The following is a 20197-nucleotide window of genomic DNA, read 5'->3' on the forward strand; positions in this document are numbered from 1 at the left end:
CGGTCTCATGAATAAAAAACGACGGTTCGGATCAACTTGACTTAATGGGTGCGCGTGACTTTGCTCAAATGACGCGGCTGATCCGGGTCCATGCCTCGGGCGACTGCCAAACCGGCCGCCATCACGTAGAAACTCTGGATCGCCAGAATCGGATCAAGGGCCGGGTGTTCGGCCCGAGTCAGGGTGAGGTCGCGTTCGGCAATGTCATCCGGTGCGGCCAGTAACACGCGGGCGCCGCGTTGGCGCATGTCGGCCGCGAGGCTCAACAAACCGGCCTGCTCGGCACCGCGTGTGGCGAAGATCAGCAGTGGATAATTTTCGTCGATCAACGCCATCGGGCCGTGGCGGACTTCAGCGCTGCTGAACGCTTCCGCCTGGATTGCCGAGGTCTCCTTGAATTTCAGCGCCGCTTCCTGGGCGATGGCAAACCCGGCGCCGCGACCGATCACCATCAGGCGTTGGCAATCGCGCAGGGCGTCGATGGCCACGCTCCAATCCTGTTGCGCGGCTTCACGCAGACCTTCCGGCAGGGCGTTGCCGGCTTCGATCAATTCCAGGTCTTCTTTCCAGTGCGCGATCAGACGAGCGCTGGCGCTGAGGGTGGCAATAAAACTCTTGGTCGCGGCGACACTGCTTTCGGTGCCGGCCAACAACGGCAGGCTGAATTCACACGCCGCCTCCAGTGGCGAACCCTCGGCATTGACCATGCAAATGCTCAGAGCACCTCGTTTGCGCAGCAGGCGCAGGCTGTTCACCAGATCCGGACTTTGCCCGGACTGCGAGAAGGCAAACGCCACCTGGCCGCTGACCTTCAATGGCGCTTGCTGCATGGTCACCACCGACATCGGCAACGACGCCACCGGAATGCCGAGCAGCTGCATGGTCAGGTAGGCGAAGTAACTGGCGGCGTGGTCGGAGCTGCCACGGGCGACGGTCATCGCCACTTGCGGCGGCTGACGGCGCAGGCGTCCGGCGATCTCGATCATCTGCGGGTCGAGCTGTTGCACTTGGGCCTGCACAGCCTCGAACGAGGACAGTGCCTCTTCAAGCATTTTTGAAGTCAATGTCTTCTCCTTCGACCATGACGGCGGTCAGTGTGAGTGAGCGGTCCAGCCGCACGCAGTCGGCCCAGCTGCCCGGTGTGAGGCGGCCGCGTTCTTCAAGGCCGAGGTAATCGGCGGGGAATTGCGATAAACGTTGCGAGGCTTCGGCAATCGGCAAACCAATCTTCACCAGATTGCGCAATGCCTGATCCATGGTCAGGGTGCTACCGGCGAGGGTGCCGTCGGGCAAGCGCACGCCGCCCAGGCATTTGGTCACGGTGTGGCTGCCAAGTTTGTATTCACCGTCGGGCATACCGGCGGCGGCGGTGGAGTCGGTCACGCAATACAGGCACGGAATCGAGCGCAGGGCCACGCGGATGGCGCCGGGGTGTACGTGCAGCAGGTCCGGAATCAGCTCGGCGTATTTGGCGTGAGCCAGTGCCGCGCCGACGATGCCCGGCTCGCGGTGATGCAGCGGGCTCATGGCGTTATAGAGATGAGTGAAACTGCTCGCACCGGCCGCCAGCGCCGCGACGCCTTCTTCGTAGCTGCCGAGGGTATGGCCGATCTGCATGCGCACGCCACGAGTGCTGAGCGTGCGGATCAAGGTGTCATGGCCAGCGATTTCCGGGGCGATGGTGATCACGCGGATCGGCGCCAGTGCCAGGTATTCCTCGACTTCGGCCATCAGCGCGGTGTGGGCGAAGTTCGGCTGTGCGCCCAGTTTGCCGGGGTTGATGTATGGGCCTTCGAGGTGCACGCCGAGTACCCGGGCGCTGCCTTTGGGACGGGTCTCGCAAAATTCGCCGACGGCTTTGAGTACGCTGGAAATCTCTTCGCTCGGCGCGGTCATGGTGGTCGCCAGCAGCGACGTCGTACCGAAGCGCACGTGGGTTCGGGTGATGGTTTCGAAGGCGGTGGCGCCTTCCATGATGTCTCTGCCTCCGCCGCCATGAACGTGCAGGTCGATGAAGCCCGGCAGCAGATAAGGCAGGTCATTGTCCGCCGGATCGCAGGGCACGCCTTTGATCGACACGACTTTGCCGCGTTCGTGAATCAGCCGGCCGCGAACCCAGCCGTGGGCGGTGAGGATGTTGTCTTCGGTCATGATCGTTTTCCTGACGCTTAGCGGCGAAGCTCTGCAACAAAGTCGTAGTAGTCGTTGCGGCAATAGGTGTCGGTGACTTCGATGGGTGTGTTGTCTTCCAGATAACCGACCCGGGTCATCAGCAACATGGCGGTGCCGGGGGCGATGCCGACCAGGGCGGCAAATTCGTCCGAAGCGTTGATGGCCTGGATGTGTTGAAGGGCGCGCACGACCGGTTTGCCGATGCCGTCGAGGTATTCGTAGAGGGAATCGCCCACGGCTTGCGGCTTGGGAATGATCGAGGCGGGCAGGGTGCTCATCTCGATTGCCATCACCGTGTCGTCGGCTTTGCGCAGGCGTTTGAGCCGCGCGACTTTGTCGTTGGGCGAGAGGCCCAGGCGAATCAGTTCTTCATGGGTTGGCGGGGTGATTTCCCGTTCCAGCCATTGCGACCCCGGAACGAAACCCTTGAGCCGGAGCATTTCGCTGAAACCCGAGAGCCGCGACAGAGGTTGTTCCAAACGAGGGGTGATGAACGTGCCGGAACCCTGGTTGCGGCGGATCAGGCCTTGCTCGAACAGTACCTCCAGCGCCTTGCGTGCGGTGACGCGAGAAATGCCGAGCATCTCGCTGAGGCTGCGCTCCGACGGCATGGCCTGTTCGGCTTTCCACTGGCCGGCATGGATGGCGGCTTCCAGATTGCGTGCCAGTTGCAGGTACAACGGCGTGGGTTGGGTGTCGTCGGGGCGCAGGGCCTGGAGATCGTTCATGTCAGGAGTCCGGGGCGGATATTGGAGTGTTGTCGCCCGTGAATGGACTGGAAATTAATACCACTTAAATACCATGTCAATGCCAGTGCTTTACAGTGGGCGCGGAAAAGCCAGCCTGGTTAACCGGACATACGGGCGGGTGGATTGAAGTGGTATTAACGAGGGGGTTTGTGAACGCAAAGATCGCAGTCTGTGGTGACGCTTGCGCGGGGAATTGGTATCACCCCGGCCGGCGCTGTCAGAGTTGCGATCTTTTGAAATTTTTTTTTTGCTGGCGACCGAAGGTCGCCGTTTGTGGCGAGGGGCGGGGATTACGGGCGGATTTCGATCATCGTGCCGTCCGGCACCAGGTTCCAGACTTCGCGCATGTCCATGTTGCGCATGGCAATGCAGCCATCGGTCCAGTCCAGGGTATGGAACAGGTCTTCAGGGGTATCTTCCGTGTCCGGGGTGCCGTGGATCATGATCATGCCACCGGGATCGACACCTTCACGCCGCGAACGGGCGGAGTCGCTGATGTTCGGGTAGGAGATGTGCATCGCCAGGTTGAAGCGGTCGCTGACTTTGCGCCAGTCCACCCAATAGAAACCTTCAGGCGTGCGTTTATCGCCCTCCATCAGCTTCGGCCCCTTGGGGTGTTTGCCCAGGGAAATGCGATAAGTCTTGAGCGGCTTGCCGTCATTGATCAATTGCAATTGATGGGCGGACTTGAGAACCAGGACTTTTTCGATGACTTTGCCGTCCACGGTTTCCACGACGGAAGCCTGCGACAGTGCGACGAACGACAAGCAAAACACGGCAAGCAACCAGCGCATTGAAACGATATCCCTAGAGGTGTCGGCTATTTTAGTTATAGATATTTTAAGTGATGGCAAGCTGAGCAAGCGGCGGGATCGACTCGGACCGCACAGGGTAGGCCTCGGTCCGCCGGTCAGCGAAGAAGCATTCTAAGGTACGGCCCACAGTGCGGAAAGCCAGCTCGGACCAAGGGATGTCGGCTTCTTCGAAAAGCTGCACTTCCAGGCTCTCGGGGCCGGCTGAAAAGTCCAGGTCCGCCAGCTCCGCGCGAAAGAACACATGCACCTGGCTGATGTGCGGCACATCGATCAGCGTATAGATGCTCAGGTTGCGTACCCGGGCACAGGCTTCTTCCGCCGTCTCGCGAATCGCCGCCTGCTCGATGGTTTCACCGTTTTCCATGAAACCGGCCGGCAGGGTCCAGTAACCACGCCGTGGCTCGATGGCGCGTCGACACAACAACACCTTCGAACCCCAGGTCGCGACACACCCGGCGACGATATTGGGGTTCTGGTAATGAATCGTATCGCAGCTGTCACAGACGAAACGCAGACGTGAATCGCCTTCGGGGATGCGCTGGGACACGGGGTTGCCGCACTGACTGCAAAATTTCATGCTTGGGTTCCTGAATGCTGCGCCTATCTTGGCGTGCGGCGGTGTCTGTCGGCAAGTTGTCGTTTAGCGACATGCAGTGTTTATGGGGTTGGGCGGTCGGTTCGATTGGTGCATGATGCAGGGTAAGGCACAGATCGAGAGCACTCATGCTGGACGAGCTACTTCATCGGGTAAGCAACCACACGCCGACAACGCTGGAAACCGATAAACGTTTCCCCGAAGCCGCAGTTCTGGTACCCATCACTCGCAGTGATGAACCGGAACTGGTGCTGACCCTGCGCGCCAGTGGGCTCTCGACCCATGGTGGCGAAGTCGCCTTTCCCGGCGGCCGCCGAGACCCCGAAGACCCCGACCTGATTTTCACCGCGCTACGTGAAGCTGAAGAAGAAATCGGCTTGCCGCCGGGGCTGGTTGAAGTCATCGGCCCGCTCAGCCCGCTTATCTCCCTGCACGGCATCAAGGTCACACCTTATGTCGGGGTAATCCCGGACTTCGTCGAGTACCTGGCCAATGATGCCGAGATCGCTGCGGTCTTCAGCGTGCCGCTCGAATTCTTCCGCAAAGACCCGCGCGAACACACCCACCGCATCGATTACCAGGGTCGTAGTTGGTACGTGCCAAGTTATCGTTACGGCGAATACAAGATCTGGGGCCTGACGGCGATCATGATCGTCGAGTTGATCAACCTGCTCTATGACGCCAAAATCAGCCTGCATCAACCGCCCAAGAGTTTTATCAACACCTGAAGCCATCGTTCGTATGGCGTGAACCGAGCCTGCCTGGCCTTGAGGAAAACAAGATGAAATATCGCCTGGGCGACGCCCGTGTCGAAACCCATCCGCAGAGCTGGGTCGCACCCAATGCCGTGTTGGTGGGCAAGGTCAAACTGGAAGAGGGCGCGAACGTCTGGTTCAACGCCGTGCTGCGCGGCGACAACGAACTGATCCTGATCGGCAAGAACAGTAACGTCCAGGACGGCACGGTGATGCACACAGACATGGGCTTCCCGCTGACCATCGGCACCGGCGTGACCATCGGCCATAACGCCATGCTGCATGGCTGCACCGTGGGCGATTACAGCTTGATCGGTATTAATGCGGTGATCCTGAACGGGGCAAAGATTGGCAAGAACTGCATCATCGGCGCCAACTCGCTGATCGGCGAAGGCAAGGAAATCCCGGACGGTTCGCTGGTCATGGGGTCGCCGGGCAAAGTGGTGCGGGAATTGACCGAGCCGCAGAAAAAGATGCTCGAAGCCAGCGCCGCCCACTATGTGCATAACTCGCAACGCTACGCCCGCGATCTGGTCGAGCAGGAAGAATGAGCGCCCCAGAACGTCCGGTGTTATCGCCCTGCGTGAACATTTGCGCACTGGATGACGATGACATTTGTACCGGGTGTCAGCGCACGGTTGAAGAGATCACCCGCTGGAGCCGGATGACCAACGACGAGCGCCGCGCGGTGTTGGGGTTGTGTCATGAGCGGGCCAAATCCAGCGGGTTGATCTGGATGCTGCCTTCAAAACCCGACTTGTGAATTGCGCGGGGCTTTTGTGGCGAGGGAGCAAGCTCCGTCGCCACAGTTATCGGCGCGCGCTGGATCGAGTAATCTGTGCGCCAAATTGACAAGTATCCCCACGCCCCATGCTTTTCCTGATCGCCTACATCAGCAGCGTCGTGCTAATCAACTACGCCTTTTCCACCGCCCCGCACCTCGACATCATCTGGTCGGCCTGGGGCGGGCTGGTGTTCGTGCTCCGCGACATGGTGCAAACCCGCTTCGGCCACGGTGCCATCGCTGCGATGCTGGTCGCGCTGGTGTTGTCCTACGTCACTTCCGATCCGTCCATTGCATTGGCCAGCGCTACGGCGTTCGCGGTGTCCGAGTGCATCGACTGGCTAGTGTTCAGCATCACCAAGCGCCCGTTGCACGATCGCCTGTGGATAAGTTCGGCGCTGAGCATTCCCCTCGATACCTTCATCTTCTTCGGCATGATCGATGCCTTCACTCCGGGCGTGATCCTCACCGCCATGGGCTCGAAGTTCGCCGGCGTGACCGCCGTGTGGCTGATCATGGCCTGGCGCTTGCGCAAACAGGCCGTCGCTAGCTGAAGCCAAACCCTCTGGTTCATGTAAAATGCCGCGCTTTCTCCCCATGGGAAGCGCGCATGTAGCCTGTACGGCCAGTTCGTTAGTTTGACTAACAGACTGGCCACACAGGCAACTCTCGCCGCATCCCTCGATGATCCGCTTCTTGAGGACCTGAGATGACCCGTATCGGAACTCCATTGTCGCCAACCGCGACCCGCGTATTGCTGTGTGGCTGTGGCGAGTTGGGCAAGGAAGTGGTGATCGAGCTGCAACGCCTGGGCGTTGAGGTGATTGCCGTGGATCGCTACGCCAGCGCGCCGGCCATGCAAGTCGCGCATCGCAGCCACGTGATCAACATGCTCGATGGCGCCGCCCTGCGTGCCGTGATCGAAGCCGAGAAGCCGCACTTCATCGTGCCGGAAATCGAAGCCATTGCCACCGCCACCCTGGTCGAACTGGAAGCCGAAGGCTTCACCGTGATCCCGACCGCGCGCGCTGCCCAACTGACCATGAACCGCGAAGGCATCCGTCGCCTGGCCGCTGAAGAGCTGGACCTGCCGACGTCGCCGTACCACTTCGCCGATACCTTCGAGGACTACAGCAAAGCCGTTGAAGACCTCGGTTTCCCGTGCGTGGTCAAGCCAGTGATGAGCTCCTCGGGCAAGGGCCAGAGCCTGTTGCGCAGCGTCGATGACGTCAAAACCGCGTGGGACTACGCGCAAGAAGGCGGTCGCGCCGGCAAGGGTCGCGTGATCGTCGAAGGCTTCATCGATTTCGACTACGAAATCACCCTGCTGACCGTGCGTCACGTCGGTGGCACCACGTTCTGCGCGCCGGTCGGTCACCGTCAGGAGAAGGGCGACTATCAGGAATCCTGGCAGCCTCAAGCCATGAGCCCGGTTGCCTTGGCTGAGTCCGAGCGCGTGGCCAAAGCCGTGACCGAAGCCTTGGGTGGTCGTGGTCTGTTTGGCGTCGAGTTGTTCATCAAAGGGGATCAGGTGTGGTTCAGCGAAGTGTCGCCGCGTCCGCATGACACCGGCCTGGTGACCCTGATTTCTCAGGACCTGTCGCAATTCGCGCTGCACGCGCGGGCGATTCTGGGCCTGCCGATCCCGTTGATCCGTCAGTTCGGCCCTTCGGCTTCAGCGGTGATTCTGGTGGAAGGGCAGTCGACCCAGACGGCTTTCGCCAACCTGGGGGCGGCATTGAGCGAGCCGGACACGGCGTTGCGTCTGTTCGGCAAACCAGAAGTGAATGGTCAGCGCCGGATGGGCGTGGCGTTGGCGCGGGATGAGTCGATTGACGCTGCTCGTGCTAAAGCGACCCGTGCTGCTCAGGCTGTTGTAGTAGAGCTGTAAACCGAGGCGCGACTATCGCGAGCAAGCTCGCTCCCACAGGGTTTTTGGTTGGCCACAGATTATGTGTACGCGCCGATTTCCATGTGGGAGCGAGCTTGCTCGCGATGGCGGTCTATCAGGCAACCCGATTCAAATCGTTATGCCGCGTTTCCTTCAGGCACAGCACCGCAATCAAGCTCAGCACCGCCGCCCCCGACACATACCCTCCGACGTAACTCAGTCCGCCCATCGCCACCAGTTTCTGCGCAAAGAACGGCGCGGCCGAGGCCCCGACGATCCCGCCCAGGTTGTAGGCAGCCGAGGCGCCGGTATAGCGAACGTGAGTCGGGAACAACTCCGGCAACAACGCACCCATTGGCGCAAACGTCACACCCATCAGAAACAGTTCGATGCACAGGAACAATGCTACGCCCCAAGTCGAACCTTGGGTCAGCAGCGGTTCCATCAAGAACCCGGACAGAATCGCCAACACGCCACCGATGATCAGCACCGGTTTGCGCCCGTAACGGTCGCTGGCCCAGGCCGACAGAGGGGTTGCAGCGGCCATGAACAGCACCGCGAAGCACAGTAAGGCGAGGAAGGTTTCACGGGTGTAGCCGAGGGTCGATACGCCGTAACTCAGTGAAAATACGGTCGAGATGTAGAACAGCGCATAGCACACCACCATCGACCCGGCGCCCAGCAGCATTGGCGCCCAATACTGGCTGAACAGCTCGACCAGCGGGATTTTCACCCGTTCCTGGCGGGCCATGGCATTGGCGAATACCGGGGTTTCGTGGAGCTTGAGGCGCACGTACAACCCGACCATCACCAGGACGGCGCTGAGCAGGAACGGAATCCGCCAGCCCCACGAACGGAATTGTTCGTCATTCAGGGTCATGGCCAGGGTCAAGAACAGCCCGTTGGCTGCCAGAAAACCAATCGACGGGCCAAGCTGCGGGAACATGCCGAACCAGGCGCGTTTGCCCTTGGGCGCGTTCTCCGTCGCCAGCAACGCCGCACCGCCCCATTCACCGCCCAGACCCAGGCCCTGGCCAAAGCGCAGCACGCACAGCAGGATCGGCGCCCAGGCGCCAATGCTCTCGTAACCCGGCAGCACGCCAATCAACGTAGTGCAGACGCCCATCAGCAGCAGCGAGGCCACGAGGGTCGATTTTCGCCCGATGCGGTCACCGAAATGGCCGAACAACGCTGAACCCAGCGGTCGGGCAAGAAAGGCGATGCCGAAGGTGAGGAACGCCGACAGCATCTGGGCGGTGCCGGAGGTCTGCGGAAAGAACACCGGCCCGATCACCAGTGCAGCCGCAGTGGCATAGACGTAGAAGTCGTAAAACTCGATGGCGGTGCCGATGAAACTCGCGGTGGCCACGCGGGTGGCGGAGTTCGTGGGTTGTGCAGGTGTGGTTTCTGGATAAGTGGTGCTGGTCGTCATGCGGTTATCCCTGACAGTCATGTGCCCCAGTGGAGCGAATTATTATGGTCGAACACCCAGGGATGTGGGTTTTGATGCGGAGTGCGGGTAGCACGGGGGTGGGGCGGGGCTTGGGTAAGCGCTCCGATTATAGGAAGGTGCCTAACGATTCAACAAGGGGTCTTGGATGGCAGCTGGCACCGAGCTGGTATGCCAGATCAGCACTCGCGTGACGCGGTTATCCTCGGTTTCCAGAATCTCCAGTCGGTAGCGTCCGATCTTCAGGCAGACCGCGCTGTCCGGAATGGTTTCCAGCGCTTCGGTCACCAACCCGTTAAGGGTTTTCGGGCCATCGCTGGGCAAATGCCAGCCCAGGCTCTTGTTCAGTTCGCGAATCGACGCTGCGCCTTCGATCACCAGGCGCCCGTCGGCCTGGGGATGGATGTGCGGATTGTCCAGGCTGTGCTGGCTTTCGAACTCGCCGACGATTTCTTCCAGAATGTCTTCCAGGGTGACGATGCCGAGTACCTCGCCGTACTCATCGACCACCATGCCCAAACGCCGCTGCTGCTTGTGGAAATTCAGCAATTGCAGCTGCAGTGGCGTGCTTTCCGGAACGAAATAAGGGTCATGGCTGGCCGCCATCAGCGCGTCCATGGTCAGGCTGGCATCGGGCAGCAAATGACGGATATGCCGGGTATTGAGCACCGCTTCGACCTGGTTGATGTCGCTGTGGAAGACCGGCAGGCGCGTGCGTTTGTTATGGCGCAATTGCTCGATGATTTCTTCGATCGGGTCGTCGAGGTTGATACCGTCGACGTCACTGCGCGGCACCAGAATGTCGTTGACCGTAATGTTGTCCAGTGCGTGGATGCCGGACAGCGGGTGCGGGCGGCAGACACTGTGATCGTGATCGTCGTGCCGATCTGCCGGCATTTCGTCTTCGCTCTGCTGCACCACTTTGACGTTGCGGGCGAACGGTCGCATCAACAACTGGCTGATGGCGTTGAGCAGCCAGGCGGCCGGGTAGATGATTTTCAGAGGAACACCGAGCAAGGTATTGCCCAGGTTCAGCACGGCGTCAGGGTAACGAGTGGCGAAAGTGCGCGGCAGGTAGTCGGCGAATATCAATAGCGCCGCGCCAGCGCCGATGCAGGCCGCCCACGGACCATTGGCCGACCAGGTGAAAATCGCCAGCAAGGTGCTGATCACCATGACCAGCGCGCGGCACAAGGTATTGCAGAAGATCAGGCTGTTGAGCGGAAAGCTCAGCTTCGCCACCGGTTTGTCGCTCGAACGCGAGGCGGTGCGCTGGGCCAGCAAATGCTGTTGTGCCACTTCAATGGCGGTAAACAGCCCCGACCATAAAATCAGCAGGACCAATACCGCGAGCATCGGCCCTATGGGCAAGTCGTCCATTAATGCCGCTCGTCAGATATGCAGGATGTATTCACGAACCAGCTTGCTGCCGAAATACGCCAGCATCAGCAGGCAGAAACCGGCGAGGGTCCAGCGAATCGCCTTGTGTCCACGCCAGCCGAGACGGTTGCGACCCCATAGCAGCACGCTGAAGACAATCCAGGCCAGGCACGCCAGCAAGGTTTTATGCACCAGGTGCTGGGCGAACAGGTTGTCCACAAACAGCCAGCCGGAGATCAATGACAACGATAGCAGGGTCCAGCCGGCCCACAGGAAACCGAACAACAGGCTTTCCATGGTTTGCAGCGGCGGGAAGTTCTTGATCAGCCCTGAGGGATGCTTGTGCTTGAGCTGGTGGTCTTGAACCAGCAGCAGCAACGCCTGGAACACGGCGATGGTGAACATGCCGTAAGCGAGAATCGACAAGAGGATGTGGGCGAGGATGCCCGGTTCTTCGTCGATGACCTGCACCGTTCCGGCCGGCGCGAACTGCGCCAGCAGCACGGTCGCGGCCCCCAACGGAAACAGCAATATGAGCAGGTTTTCCACCGGGATTCGCGAGCAGGCCAGCAGGGTCAATGCGATGACCGCCGCGGCGATCAGGCTGGCGGCGCTGAAAAAGTCCAGCCCCAGGCCAATCGGCGTGAGAAGGTGGGTAAACAGGCTCGCGCTGTGGGCCAGTACGGCCAGCACGCCGAGCGTGACCAGCAGGCGCTTGTTCGCCTTGGCGCCGGTGGCCAGACGAGAGCCCTGATAAAGAGTCGCAGCGGCATATAAGCAGGCGGCGGCGAGGGTGGTAAGCAAACTGGGTGACAAGGGGAGCATAAATCCTGTTAGGCAAGCCCGAAAGGCGCTGAGTTTGGCATAGAACCCCCATCGCACGAAAGTGTGAGGTGTCCGCCAGACGCAGTCTTCGCTATAATCCGCGACCTGCCCACGCCGCAGGCTCGCCGAGCACATGTTTATTCCGGTCTGGGCCGCCATTATCCCGGTCTACACAGGGCCTGAAAGGATCGCGCAATGTTTGAAAACTTAACCGACCGTCTCTCGCAGACGCTGCGCCATGTCACCGGCAAGGCCAAGCTGACCGAGGACAACATCAAAGACACCCTGCGCGAAGTGCGCATGGCGTTGCTCGAAGCCGACGTCGCCTTGCCAGTGGTCAAAGACTTCGTCAATTCGGTCAAGGAACGCGCTGTCGGCACCGAGGTGTCACGCAGCCTGACGCCGGGCCAGGCCTTTGTGAAAATCGTCCAGGCCGAGCTCGAAAGCCTGATGGGCGCGGCCAACGAAGACTTGAATCTGAGTGCCGTTCCACCGGCCGTGATCCTGATGGCCGGCTTGCAGGGCGCGGGTAAAACCACCACCGCCGGCAAGCTGGCGCGCTTCCTTAAAGAGCGCAAGAAGAAGTCGGTCATGGTCGTTTCCGCGGACGTTTACCGTCCGGCGGCGATCAAACAGCTGGAAATGCTTGCCGGTGAAGTCGGTGTGACCTTCTTCCCGTCCGACCTGAGCCAGAAGCCGGTCGACATCGCGCAAGCAGCCATTAAAGAAGCAAAACTGAAATTCATCGACGTGGTCATCGTCGACACCGCCGGTCGTCTGCACATCGACGAAGAGATGATGGGCGAGATCAAGGCGCTGCACGCCGCGATCAATCCGGTCGAAACCCTGTTCGTGGTTGACGCCATGACCGGCCAGGATGCTGCTAACACCGCCAAGGCGTTTGGTGATGCACTGCCGCTGACCGGCGTGATCCTGACCAAGGTCGACGGCGATGCCCGTGGCGGTGCCGCGCTGTCGGTTCGCGCCATCACCGGCAAGCCGATCAAGTTCATTGGTATGGGCGAGAAGAGCGACGCGCTCGATCCGTTCCACCCTGAGCGTATCGCTTCGCGCATCCTCGGCATGGGCGACGTGCTCAGCCTGATCGAACAGGCCGAAGCGACCCTTGACAAAGACAAGGCCGACAAACTGGCCAAGAAACTGAAGAAGGGCAAAGGCTTCGACCTCGAAGACTTCCGCGATCAGTTGCAGCAAATGAAGAACATGGGCGGCCTTGGTGGCCTCATGGACAAACTGCCGAACATCGGCGGTGTGAACCTGGCGCAGATGGGCAATGCCCAGGGCGCGGCAGAGAAGCAATTCAAGCAGATGGAAGCCATCATCAACTCCATGACCCCGGCCGAGCGCCGTGACCCTGAGATGATCAGCGGTTCGCGCAAGCGACGGATTGCCATGGGTTCCGGCACTCAGGTGCAGGACATCGGTCGCTTGATCAAGCAACACAAGCAGATGCAGAAGATGATGAAGAAGTTCTCTGCGAAAGGCGGAATGGCCAAAATGATGCGCGGCATGGGCGGTATGTTGCCCGGCGGCGGCATGCCCAAGATGTAAAGAATTCGCGCAAGGGCTTGCTCTTGCGCACCCCACACGGAAGTGGGATCTCCAGCAAACCCGCACTTGGCGGGAGCTGACTGGCCGTTTTCAACGACGGCTCTATAGCAAATCTGGATGGCGTCCGATAGGCCGCCGGAAAAAGACATTTGCAAAAGTCCGGATATTCCTTAGAATATGCGGCCTTTCGGGCACCTATGCCCGCTGTGCCTTTAGATTTGCAGCACCGACTACAGGAACGATGTTCACATGCTAACAATCCGTCTTGCCCTTGGCGGCTCCAAAAAGCGCCCGTTTTACCACTTGACCGTAACCGACAGCCGCAACCCGCGCGACGGTTCGCACAAGGAACAGGTTGGTTTCTTCAACCCTGTTGCTCGTGGTCAGGAAGTCCGTCTGTCCGTGAACCAAGAGCGCGTAGCCTACTGGCTGAGCGTTGGTGCACAACCTTCTGAGCGTGTTGCTCAGTTGTTGAAGGACTCGGCTAAGGCTGCGGCCTGAGCAATATGAACGCGACGCCAGCTGTTGCTGATGATTTGATCGTTATCGGCAAAATTTATTCGGTTCATGGCGTTCGCGGCGAAGTGAAGGTGTATTCCTTTACTGATCCGACAGAAAACCTGTTGCAGTACAAAACCTGGACGCTCAAGCGCGAGGGCAATGTGAAACAGGTCGAGCTGGTCAGCGGACGTGGGAACGACAAGTTCCTGGTCGCGAAGCTCAAGGGTCTTGATGACCGTGAAGAAGCTCGTCTTCTGGCCGGTTACGAGATCTGTGTGCCGCGCAACCTGTTCCCTGAATTGACCGACGGCGAGTACTACTGGTACCAGCTGGAAGGTCTGAAGGTTATTGATCAACTTGGGCAATTGCTCGGGAAAATCGATCATCTTCTGGAAACCGGCGCCAATGATGTAATGGTGGTCAAGCCTTGCGCTGGCAGCCTGGATGATCGCGAACGCCTGTTGCCCTATACGGAGCAATGCGTGTTGGCAGTCGACCTTGCCGCAGGCGAGATGAAGGTGGAATGGGATGCGGACTTCTAAGCGTGGCTAACTTGCGCGTAGAAGTGATCAGTTTGTTTCCCGAGATGTTCTCCGCCATCAGCGAGTACGGCATCACCAGTCGGGCGGTGAAACAGGGGCTCTTGCAGCTCACCTGTTGGAACCCGCGAGACTACACGACGGATCGACATCACACTGTGGATGATCGCCCATTTGGCGGTGGTCCGGGCATGGTGATGAAGATCAAGCCCCTGGAAGATGCTCTGGTTCAGGCCAAGGCAGCAGCCGGGGAGGCGGCGAAGGTAATTTACCTGTCCCCCCAAGGCCGTCAACTGACTCAGTCGGCGGTGCGCGAGTTGGCGAATCTGGATGCATTGATCCTGATTGCCGGCCGCTATGAAGGCATTGACGAGCGATTTATTGAAGCTCATGTCGATGAAGAGTGGTCGATTGGCGACTATGTACTGTCTGGCGGCGAGCTGCCGGCGATGGTCCTGATCGATGCGGTTACACGACTGCTGCCTGGAGCTTTAGGGCATGCGGACTCCGCCGAGGAAGATTCCTTTACGGATGGTTTGCTGGATTGCCCGCATTACACCCGACCGGAGGTGTATGCGGATCAGCGTGTTCCCGACGTGTTGCTAAGTGGCAATCACGCGCATATCCGGCGTTGGCGTTTACAGCAGTCCCTTGGTAGGACCTTTGAACGACGCGCCGATCTTCTGGAAAGCCGCTCGCTTTCTGGAGAAGAGAAGAAGCTGCTCGAGGAATACATCCGCGAGCGGGACGATAGTTAACAACGTATCGATGGTAGATCCGACGATTTACCTTAGGAGCACAGCATGACTAACAAAATCATCCTTGCACTCGAAGCAGAGCAGATGACCAAAGAGATCCCTACCTTTGCCCCGGGCGACACCATTGTCGTTCAGGTGAAAGTGAAGGAAGGCGACCGTTCGCGTCTGCAAGCGTTCGAAGGTGTTGTTATCGCCAAGCGTAACCGCGGCGTAAACAGTGCTTTCACCGTTCGTAAAATCTCCAACGGCGTTGGCGTAGAGCGTACTTTCCAGACCTACAGCCCGCAAATCGACAGCATGGCCGTTAAACGTCGCGGTGACGTACGTAAAGCCAAGCTGTACTACCTGCGTGACCTGTCCGGTAAAGCAGCTCGCATCAAGGAAAAACTGGCTTAAGTCCAGCTTCCGATGCAGAAAAAAGCAGCCTACGGGCTGCTTTTTTGTTGCCTGCGATTTATCTTCCCTGACCGTACTGTCGGTCTTGCCTGAGCCTTTATGCCCGCCATCGATCATCCTTTGATAGACCAGTTCCTGGACGCCCTGTGGCTGGAAAAAGGTCTTTCCGACAACACCCGTGATGCCTATCGCAGCGACCTGGCTCTGTTCAACGGCTGGCTGCAGGAGAAGGGCCTGGAGTTGGTCAATGCCGGTCGCGAGTTGATTCTCGATCACCTGGCCTGGCGTCTGGAACAGAACTACAAGCCCCGTTCCACGGCGAGATTTCTCTCGGGTGTGCGTGGCTTTTATCGCTATCTGCTGCGGGAAAAACTGATCGCCGTAGACCCGACCCTGCGCGTTGATATGCCACAGCTCGGCAGGCCGTTGCCTAAATCCCTGTCGGAAGCCGACGTCGAAGCTTTGCTCAAGGCGCCGGATTTGAGCGAAGCCATCGGCCAGCGTGACCGTGCGATGCTCGAAGTGCTCTACGCATGTGGCTTGAGGGTAACCGAACTGATCAGCCTGACGCTGGAGCAGGTCAATCTGCGCCAGGGTGTACTCCGGGTCATGGGTAAGGGCAGCAAGGAACGGCTGGTGCCGATGGGCGAGGAGGCGATTGTCTGGGTCGAGCGTTACCTGCGCGATGGCCGCCAGGAGCTGCTTGGCGGGCGTCCCAGCGATGTCATGTTCCCCAGCCAGCGCGGCGAGCAGATGACCCGCCAGACGTTTTGGCACCGCATCAAACACCAGGCCAAGGTCGCAGGCATCGGCAAGTCGCTGTCACCGCATACCTTGCGCCACGCGTTCGCCACGCACTTGCTCAATCACGGCGCCGACCTGCGGGTGGTGCAAATGCTGCTCGGCCACAGCGATTTGTCGACGACCCAGATCTACACCCACGTCGCCCGGGCGCGCTTGCAGGATCTGCATGCCAAACATCACCCGCGTGGTTGAGTTGATACGGTTTTTCAATGGAATACCAACCTGTGGCGAGGGGGCTTGTCGGAACGCCGCACCGCCCCGTTCGGCTGCGTAGCAGTCGTCTTGCGGTCTATTTTCCAGGTAGAAATCGCCAGGATGGGGCTGCTTCGCAACCGAACGGGGCGGTGCGGCGTTCCGACAAGCCCCCTCGCCACAACGACCTTCTGTGGTAGGCTTTGCCGGTTTGCACGATGGGCCGTTGTGACCCGGTGTTTCGGCACGGGTGTTCTGATCGTCCCATTTGTCCGCCTTCAGGAGTTCTCATGCGTCTGACCCAGATTTTCGCCGCCGCCGCCATTGCGATGGTCAGCACCTTTGCCGTCGCCGATGATGCGGCCGACAAAGCCATTCGTAAAAGCCTGGAAAACCTCCAGCTCGACGTGCCCGTCGAAACCATCACCGCCAGCCCGTTGCCCGGGATGTACGAAGTCAAACTCAAGGGCAGCCGCGTGCTGTACGCCAGCGCCGACGGCCAGTACGTCGTTCAGGGCTACCTGTTCCAGCTCAAGGACGGCAAGCCGGTCAACCTGACCGAGAAAACCGAGCGCCTGGGCATTTCCAAACTGGTCAATGACATTCCTGTCGCGGAAACCGTGGTTTACCCGGCCATCGGCGAAACCAAGTCGCACATCACTGTATTTACCGATACCACCTGCCCGTACTGCCACAAATTGCACGCCGAAGTGCCTGAGCTGAACAAGCGCGGCATTGAAGTGCGCTACGTCGCGTTCCCGCGCCAGGGCCTGGGCTCGCCGGGCGACGAGCAGCTGCAAGCGGTCTGGTGCTCGAAAGACAAAAAGGCAGCCATGGATAAGATGGTCGACGGCAAGGAAATCAAGGCCGCCAAGTGCGATAACCCGGTTTCCAAACAGTTCGCCCTGGGTCAGTCGATCGGCGTGAACGGCACACCGGCCATCGTTTTGGCAGACGGTCAGGTCATTCCGGGCTACCAGCCTGCGCCACAAGTCGCCAAACTGGCGCTGGGCGCGAAGTAAATTCGCATCGTCACGGTCAGCCATTGACGATCGTGGTCGGGCAGCGTCATCGCCGGGCCATTAATAGAGAACCGCGAGCACGCGGTTGTTTTCACGGCCGACCTTGAGTCGGCCGTTTTATGGGGAGTTCACAGTGAAACCGGTCAAAGTAGGCATCTGTGGGTTAGGAACCGTCGGTGGCGGTACCTTCAACGTACTTCAGCGCAACGCCGAGGAAATTGCTCGTCGTGCCGGGCGTGGAATCGAAGTGGCACAAATTGCCATGCGCACGCCAAAGCCTCAGTTCCAGACGACCGGTATTGCGATTACCAACGATGTCTTCGAAGTGGCCACGAACCCTGAGATCGACATCGTTATAGAGCTGATGGGCGGCTACACCGTTGCCCGCGAGCTGGTACTCAAGGCCATCGAGAATGGCAAGCATGTGGTCACCGCGAACAAGGCACTGATTGCTGTTCACGGTAATGAAATTTTCGCCAAGGCTCGCGAGAAAGGCGTGATCGTGGCGTTTGAAGCGGCTGTGGCCGGCGGCATTCCGGTGATCAAGGCGATCCGTGAAGGCCTGTCCGCCAACCGTATCAACTGGGTGGCCGGCATCATCAACGGCACCGGCAACTTCATCCTCACCGAAATGCGTGAGAAAGGTCGCACCTTTGAAGACGTGCTGGCCGAGGCGCAAGCCCTGGGTTACGCCGAAGCCGATCCGACCTTCGACGTTGAAGGCATCGACGCAGCCCACAAGCTGACGATCCTGGCGTCCATCGCGTTCGGTATCCCGCTGCAGTTCGACAAGGCCTACACCGAAGGCATCACCAGGCTGACCACCGCGGACGTGAACTACGCCGAAGCGCTGGGCTACCGCATCAAGCACCTCGGCGTGGCTCGCAGCACGGCTGCCGGTATCGAGTTGCGCGTACACCCGACGCTGATTCCGGCTGATCGTTTGATCGCCAACGTCAACGGCGTGATGAACGCGGTGATGGTCAACGGCGATGCGGCCGGTTCGACACTGTTCTACGGCGCTGGCGCTGGCATGGAGCCAACCGCTTCGTCGGTGATCGCCGACCTGGTGGACGTGGTTCGCGCCATGACATCCGACCCGGAAAATCGTGTACCGCATCTGGCCTTTCAGCCGGATTCGCTGTCGGCGCACCCGATCCTGCCGATCGAAGCCTGCGAAAGCGCCTACTACCTGCGCATTCAGGCCAAGGACCATCCGGGCGTATTGGCCCAGGTGGCGAGCATTCTGTCGGAGCGCGGCATCAACATCGAATCGATCATGCAGAAAGAAGTCGAAGAGCATGACGGTCTGGTGCCAATGATCCTGCTGACGCACCGTGTGCTGGAACAGCACATGAACGACGCGATTGCCGCCCTTGAAGCGTTGACCGGCGTTGTCGGTCCGGTTGTACGGATCCGTGTCGAACATTTGAATTAACACAGCGGCAAGGTCCAAGCCTCAAGCGGCAAGTCAAAAGCGGTCTGGCTTTTACTTGCAGCTTGTAGCTTGAAACTTGAAGCTCAAACCGAAGGTTTGCCCCTATGCGTTATATCAGTACCCGCGGCCAGGCACCGGCCCTGAATTTCGAAGACGTCCTGCTGGCCGGTCTCGCCACCGATGGCGGTCTGTACGTCCCGGAAAACCTGCCACGTTTCACCCAGGAAGAAATCGCTTCGTGGGCCGGTCTGCCGTACCACGAACTGGCTTTCCGGGTGATGCGCCCGTTCGTCACCGGCAGCATTCCTGACGCCGATTTCAAAAAAATCCTTGAAGAAACCTACGGTGTGTTTTCTCACAACGCCGTGGCACCGTTGCGTCAGCTGAACGGCAATGAATGGGTGCTGGAACTGTTCCACGGCCCGACCCTGGCGTTTAAAGACTTCGCCCTGCAACTGCTCGGTCGCCTGCTCGACTACGTGCTGGAAAAGCGCGGTGAGCGCGTGGTGATTGTCGGTGCTACGTCCGGCGACACCGGTTCGGCTGCCATCGAAGGCTGCAAGCACTGCGAAAACGTCGACATCTTCATTCTGCACCCGCACAACCGTGTGTCCGATGTGCAACGTCGCCAGATGACCACCATTTTCGGCGAAAACATCCACAACATCGCCATCGAAGGCAACTTCGATGACTGCCAGGAAATGGTCAAGGCGAGCTTCGCCGACCAGAGCTTCCTCAAAGGCACGCGCCTGGTCGCGGTGAACTCGATCAACTGGGCGCGGATCATGGCCCAGATCGTCTACTACTTCCACGCATCGCTGCAATTGGGTGGCCCGGCGCGCTCGGTATCGTTCTCGGTGCCGACCGGCAACTTCGGCGACATCTTCGCCGGTTACCTGGCGCGCAACATGGGCCTGCCGATCAACCAGTTGATCGTCGCCACCAACCGCAACGACATCCTGCACCGCTTCATGAGCGGCAATCAGTACGTCAAGGAAACCCTGCACGCCACGTTGTCGCCGTCGATGGACATTATGGTGTCGTCGAACTTCGAACGCCTGCTGTTCGACCTGCACGGTCGCAACGGCGCGGCGATTGCCGGACTGATGGACAGCTTCAAACAAGGTGGCGGTTTCAGCGTCGAACAGGAACGCTGGACCGAAGCTCGCAAGCTGTTCGATTCCTTGGCTGTGGACGACGCACAAACCTGCGAAACCATCGCTGAAGTGTACGAGCAGACCGGTGAGCTGCTGGACCCGCACACGGCCATCGGCGTGAAGGCTGCGCGCGAGTGCCGTCGCAGTCTGGACATTCCAATGGTGATCCTCGGTACGGCTCATCCGGTCAAATTCCCGGATGCAGTGCAGAAAGCCGGTGTAGGAAAAGCGCTTGAACTCCCTGCACATCTTTCTGATTTGTTTGAGAGAAATGAGCGTTGCACGGTGTTGCCAAACGACCTTAAAGCCGTGCAGGCCTTTGTCAGTCAGCATGGCAACCGTGGCAAGCCGCTGTAACGCGTAAAAGCTGTCACATTTTGAAGCCCGTCTCCTGACGGGCTT

The 20197-nt window shown here is 59.5% G+C and carries 22 protein-coding genes; 14 read left to right on the forward strand and 8 right to left on the reverse strand.

Going from position 1 to position 20197, the window contains the following annotated elements; all coding sequences use genetic code 11:
• Nucleotides 1-41: 41 nt before the first annotated feature.
• From NL116_RS05855 to NL116_RS05875, 5 genes are all read right to left on the reverse strand, one after another.
• Entirely contained in the window at nucleotides 42-1052 is a 1011-nt protein-coding gene (locus NL116_RS05855) for an SIS domain-containing protein (RefSeq protein WP_494378008.1), read from the reverse strand.
• A complete protein-coding gene (gene nagA, locus NL116_RS05860; protein WP_494376385.1) occupies nucleotides 1045-2151 on the reverse strand; it encodes an N-acetylglucosamine-6-phosphate deacetylase in 1107 nt (368 codons plus the stop codon). Before nagA ends, NL116_RS05855 begins: the two co-directional genes overlap by 8 nt.
• Before the next feature lie 17 nt (nucleotides 2152-2168).
• Entirely contained in the window at nucleotides 2169-2900 is a 732-nt protein-coding gene (locus NL116_RS05865) for a GntR family transcriptional regulator (RefSeq protein ID WP_494376386.1), read from the reverse strand.
• A gap of 311 nt (nucleotides 2901-3211) precedes the next feature.
• Nucleotides 3212-3715, reverse strand: a complete 504-nt coding sequence (locus NL116_RS05870) for a L,D-transpeptidase family protein (protein ID WP_494376387.1) — start codon at nucleotides 3713-3715, stop codon at nucleotides 3212-3214.
• A gap of 46 nt (nucleotides 3716-3761) precedes the next feature.
• Nucleotides 3762-4313 (reverse strand): NUDIX hydrolase, encoded by a 552-nt coding sequence (locus NL116_RS05875; RefSeq protein ID WP_494376388.1) that lies wholly within the window; start codon nucleotides 4311-4313, stop codon nucleotides 3762-3764.
• 146 nt (nucleotides 4314-4459) lie between these two features.
• On the opposite strand from NL116_RS05875, the gene NL116_RS05880 reads away from it, so the two are divergent.
• The 5 genes from NL116_RS05880 to purT all read left to right on the forward strand — a co-directional run bounded on the left by NL116_RS05880 (nucleotide 4460) and on the right by purT (nucleotide 7761).
• Nucleotides 4460-5059, forward strand: a complete 600-nt coding sequence (locus NL116_RS05880) for a CoA pyrophosphatase (RefSeq protein WP_494376389.1) — start codon at nucleotides 4460-4462, stop codon at nucleotides 5057-5059.
• 53 nt (nucleotides 5060-5112) lie between these two features.
• Nucleotides 5113-5637, forward strand: a complete 525-nt coding sequence (locus NL116_RS05885) for a gamma carbonic anhydrase family protein (RefSeq protein WP_034154816.1) — start codon at nucleotides 5113-5115, stop codon at nucleotides 5635-5637.
• On the forward strand, nucleotides 5634-5849 hold the full coding sequence (locus tag NL116_RS05890) for a DUF1289 domain-containing protein (RefSeq protein WP_494376390.1): 216 nt from the start codon (nucleotides 5634-5636) through the stop codon (nucleotides 5847-5849). The genes NL116_RS05885 and NL116_RS05890 overlap by 4 nt, the downstream gene beginning before the upstream one ends.
• A 107-nt stretch (nucleotides 5850-5956) precedes the next feature.
• Entirely contained in the window at nucleotides 5957-6424 is a 468-nt protein-coding gene (locus NL116_RS05895) for a preQ0 transporter (protein WP_494376391.1), read from the forward strand.
• Between the two features lie 155 nt (nucleotides 6425-6579).
• Complete coding sequence (purT, locus tag NL116_RS05900; RefSeq protein WP_494376392.1) at nucleotides 6580-7761, forward strand: formate-dependent phosphoribosylglycinamide formyltransferase; 1182 nt, start codon at nucleotides 6580-6582, stop codon at nucleotides 7759-7761.
• 115 nt (nucleotides 7762-7876) lie between these two features.
• On the opposite strand, the gene NL116_RS05905 is transcribed toward purT, so the two are convergent.
• The 3 genes from NL116_RS05905 to NL116_RS05915 form a co-directional block, all read right to left on the reverse strand.
• Nucleotides 7877-9193 (reverse strand): MFS transporter, encoded by a 1317-nt coding sequence (locus tag NL116_RS05905; RefSeq protein ID WP_494376393.1) that lies wholly within the window; start codon nucleotides 9191-9193, stop codon nucleotides 7877-7879.
• Nucleotides 9194-9334: 141 nt separating this feature from the next.
• On the reverse strand, nucleotides 9335-10591 hold the full coding sequence (locus tag NL116_RS05910; protein WP_494376394.1) for a transporter associated domain-containing protein: 1257 nt from the start codon (nucleotides 10589-10591) through the stop codon (nucleotides 9335-9337).
• A gap of 12 nt (nucleotides 10592-10603) precedes the next feature.
• Nucleotides 10604-11416 carry a cytochrome C assembly family protein gene (locus tag NL116_RS05915; protein ID WP_027924906.1) on the reverse strand — a complete coding sequence of 271 codons (813 nt, stop codon included), beginning with the start codon at nucleotides 11414-11416 and terminating at the stop codon, nucleotides 10604-10606.
• Between the two features lie 195 nt (nucleotides 11417-11611).
• Here NL116_RS05915 and ffh point away from each other — a divergent pair, with 195 nt between their 5' ends.
• From ffh to thrC, 9 genes are all read left to right on the forward strand, one after another.
• A complete protein-coding gene (gene ffh, locus NL116_RS05920; RefSeq protein WP_027924907.1) occupies nucleotides 11612-12988 on the forward strand; it encodes a signal recognition particle protein in 1377 nt (458 codons plus the stop codon).
• Nucleotides 12989-13237: 249 nt separating this feature from the next.
• Complete coding sequence (rpsP, locus tag NL116_RS05925; protein WP_045059142.1) at nucleotides 13238-13489, forward strand: 30S ribosomal protein S16; 252 nt, start codon at nucleotides 13238-13240, stop codon at nucleotides 13487-13489.
• A 5-nt stretch (nucleotides 13490-13494) separates the two neighbouring features.
• Nucleotides 13495-14031 carry a ribosome maturation factor RimM gene (gene rimM / locus NL116_RS05930; protein ID WP_008014731.1) on the forward strand — a complete coding sequence of 179 codons (537 nt, stop codon included), beginning with the start codon at nucleotides 13495-13497 and terminating at the stop codon, nucleotides 14029-14031.
• Nucleotides 14013-14786, forward strand: coding sequence for a tRNA (guanosine(37)-N1)-methyltransferase TrmD (gene trmD / locus NL116_RS05935; RefSeq protein ID WP_154503229.1), 774 nt, complete (start codon nucleotides 14013-14015; stop codon nucleotides 14784-14786). The genes rimM and trmD overlap by 19 nt, the downstream gene beginning before the upstream one ends.
• A gap of 45 nt (nucleotides 14787-14831) precedes the next feature.
• Entirely contained in the window at nucleotides 14832-15182 is a 351-nt protein-coding gene (gene rplS, locus NL116_RS05940) for a 50S ribosomal protein L19 (RefSeq protein WP_003175895.1), read from the forward strand.
• Nucleotides 15183-15281: 99 nt separating this feature from the next.
• Nucleotides 15282-16178, forward strand: coding sequence for a site-specific tyrosine recombinase XerD (xerD, locus tag NL116_RS05945; protein ID WP_494376395.1), 897 nt, complete (start codon nucleotides 15282-15284; stop codon nucleotides 16176-16178).
• A 290-nt stretch (nucleotides 16179-16468) separates the two neighbouring features.
• Complete coding sequence (gene dsbC, locus NL116_RS05950; protein ID WP_494376396.1) at nucleotides 16469-17200, forward strand: bifunctional protein-disulfide isomerase/oxidoreductase DsbC; 732 nt, start codon at nucleotides 16469-16471, stop codon at nucleotides 17198-17200.
• Between the two features lie 133 nt (nucleotides 17201-17333).
• On the forward strand, nucleotides 17334-18638 hold the full coding sequence (locus NL116_RS05955) for a homoserine dehydrogenase (RefSeq protein WP_494376397.1): 1305 nt from the start codon (nucleotides 17334-17336) through the stop codon (nucleotides 18636-18638).
• Between the two features lie 104 nt (nucleotides 18639-18742).
• The gene (thrC, locus tag NL116_RS05960; RefSeq protein ID WP_494376398.1) at nucleotides 18743-20152 is read left to right on the forward strand and encodes a threonine synthase; all 1410 of its coding nucleotides are present in this window, start codon (nucleotides 18743-18745) and stop codon (nucleotides 20150-20152) included.
• The last annotated feature ends 45 nt before the right edge of the window (nucleotides 20153-20197 follow it).

Source organism: Pseudomonas sp. FBCC-B1667, assembly GCF_059133255.1.

Excerpts from the sequence above, each read along its gene's own strand:
- rimM (WP_008014731.1), top strand. The coding sequence starts at position 13,495 with ATGAACGCGACGCCAGCTGTTGCTGATGATTTGATCGTTATCGGCAAA.
- NL116_RS05910 (WP_494376394.1), bottom strand. The coding sequence starts at position 10,591 with ATGGACGACTTGCCCATAGGGCCGATGCTCGCGGTATTGGTCCTGCTG.
- dsbC (WP_494376396.1), top strand. The coding sequence starts at position 16,469 with ATGCGTCTGACCCAGATTTTCGCCGCCGCCGCCATTGCGATGGTCAGC.
- NL116_RS05870 (WP_494376387.1), bottom strand. The coding sequence starts at position 3,715 with ATGCGCTGGTTGCTTGCCGTGTTTTGCTTGTCGTTCGTCGCACTGTCG.
- thrC (WP_494376398.1), top strand. The coding sequence starts at position 18,743 with ATGCGTTATATCAGTACCCGCGGCCAGGCACCGGCCCTGAATTTCGAA.
- NL116_RS05855 (WP_494378008.1), bottom strand. The coding sequence starts at position 1,052 with ATGCTTGAAGAGGCACTGTCCTCGTTCGAGGCTGTGCAGGCCCAAGTG.
- nagA (WP_494376385.1), bottom strand. The coding sequence starts at position 2,151 with ATGACCGAAGACAACATCCTCACCGCCCACGGCTGGGTTCGCGGCCGG.
- rplS (WP_003175895.1), top strand. The coding sequence starts at position 14,832 with ATGACTAACAAAATCATCCTTGCACTCGAAGCAGAGCAGATGACCAAA.
- rpsP (WP_045059142.1), top strand. The coding sequence starts at position 13,238 with ATGCTAACAATCCGTCTTGCCCTTGGCGGCTCCAAAAAGCGCCCGTTT.
- xerD (WP_494376395.1), top strand. The coding sequence starts at position 15,282 with ATGCCCGCCATCGATCATCCTTTGATAGACCAGTTCCTGGACGCCCTG.
- NL116_RS05875 (WP_494376388.1), bottom strand. The coding sequence starts at position 4,313 with ATGAAATTTTGCAGTCAGTGCGGCAACCCCGTGTCCCAGCGCATCCCC.
- ffh (WP_027924907.1), top strand. The coding sequence starts at position 11,612 with ATGTTTGAAAACTTAACCGACCGTCTCTCGCAGACGCTGCGCCATGTC.
- NL116_RS05885 (WP_034154816.1), top strand. The coding sequence starts at position 5,113 with ATGAAATATCGCCTGGGCGACGCCCGTGTCGAAACCCATCCGCAGAGC.
- trmD (WP_154503229.1), top strand. The coding sequence starts at position 14,013 with ATGGGATGCGGACTTCTAAGCGTGGCTAACTTGCGCGTAGAAGTGATC.
- NL116_RS05890 (WP_494376390.1), top strand. The coding sequence starts at position 5,634 with ATGAGCGCCCCAGAACGTCCGGTGTTATCGCCCTGCGTGAACATTTGC.
- NL116_RS05915 (WP_027924906.1), bottom strand. The coding sequence starts at position 11,416 with ATGCTCCCCTTGTCACCCAGTTTGCTTACCACCCTCGCCGCCGCCTGC.
- purT (WP_494376392.1), top strand. The coding sequence starts at position 6,580 with ATGACCCGTATCGGAACTCCATTGTCGCCAACCGCGACCCGCGTATTG.
- NL116_RS05895 (WP_494376391.1), top strand. The coding sequence starts at position 5,957 with ATGCTTTTCCTGATCGCCTACATCAGCAGCGTCGTGCTAATCAACTAC.
- NL116_RS05905 (WP_494376393.1), bottom strand. The coding sequence starts at position 9,193 with ATGACGACCAGCACCACTTATCCAGAAACCACACCTGCACAACCCACG.
- NL116_RS05865 (WP_494376386.1), bottom strand. The coding sequence starts at position 2,900 with ATGAACGATCTCCAGGCCCTGCGCCCCGACGACACCCAACCCACGCCG.
- NL116_RS05880 (WP_494376389.1), top strand. The coding sequence starts at position 4,460 with ATGCTGGACGAGCTACTTCATCGGGTAAGCAACCACACGCCGACAACG.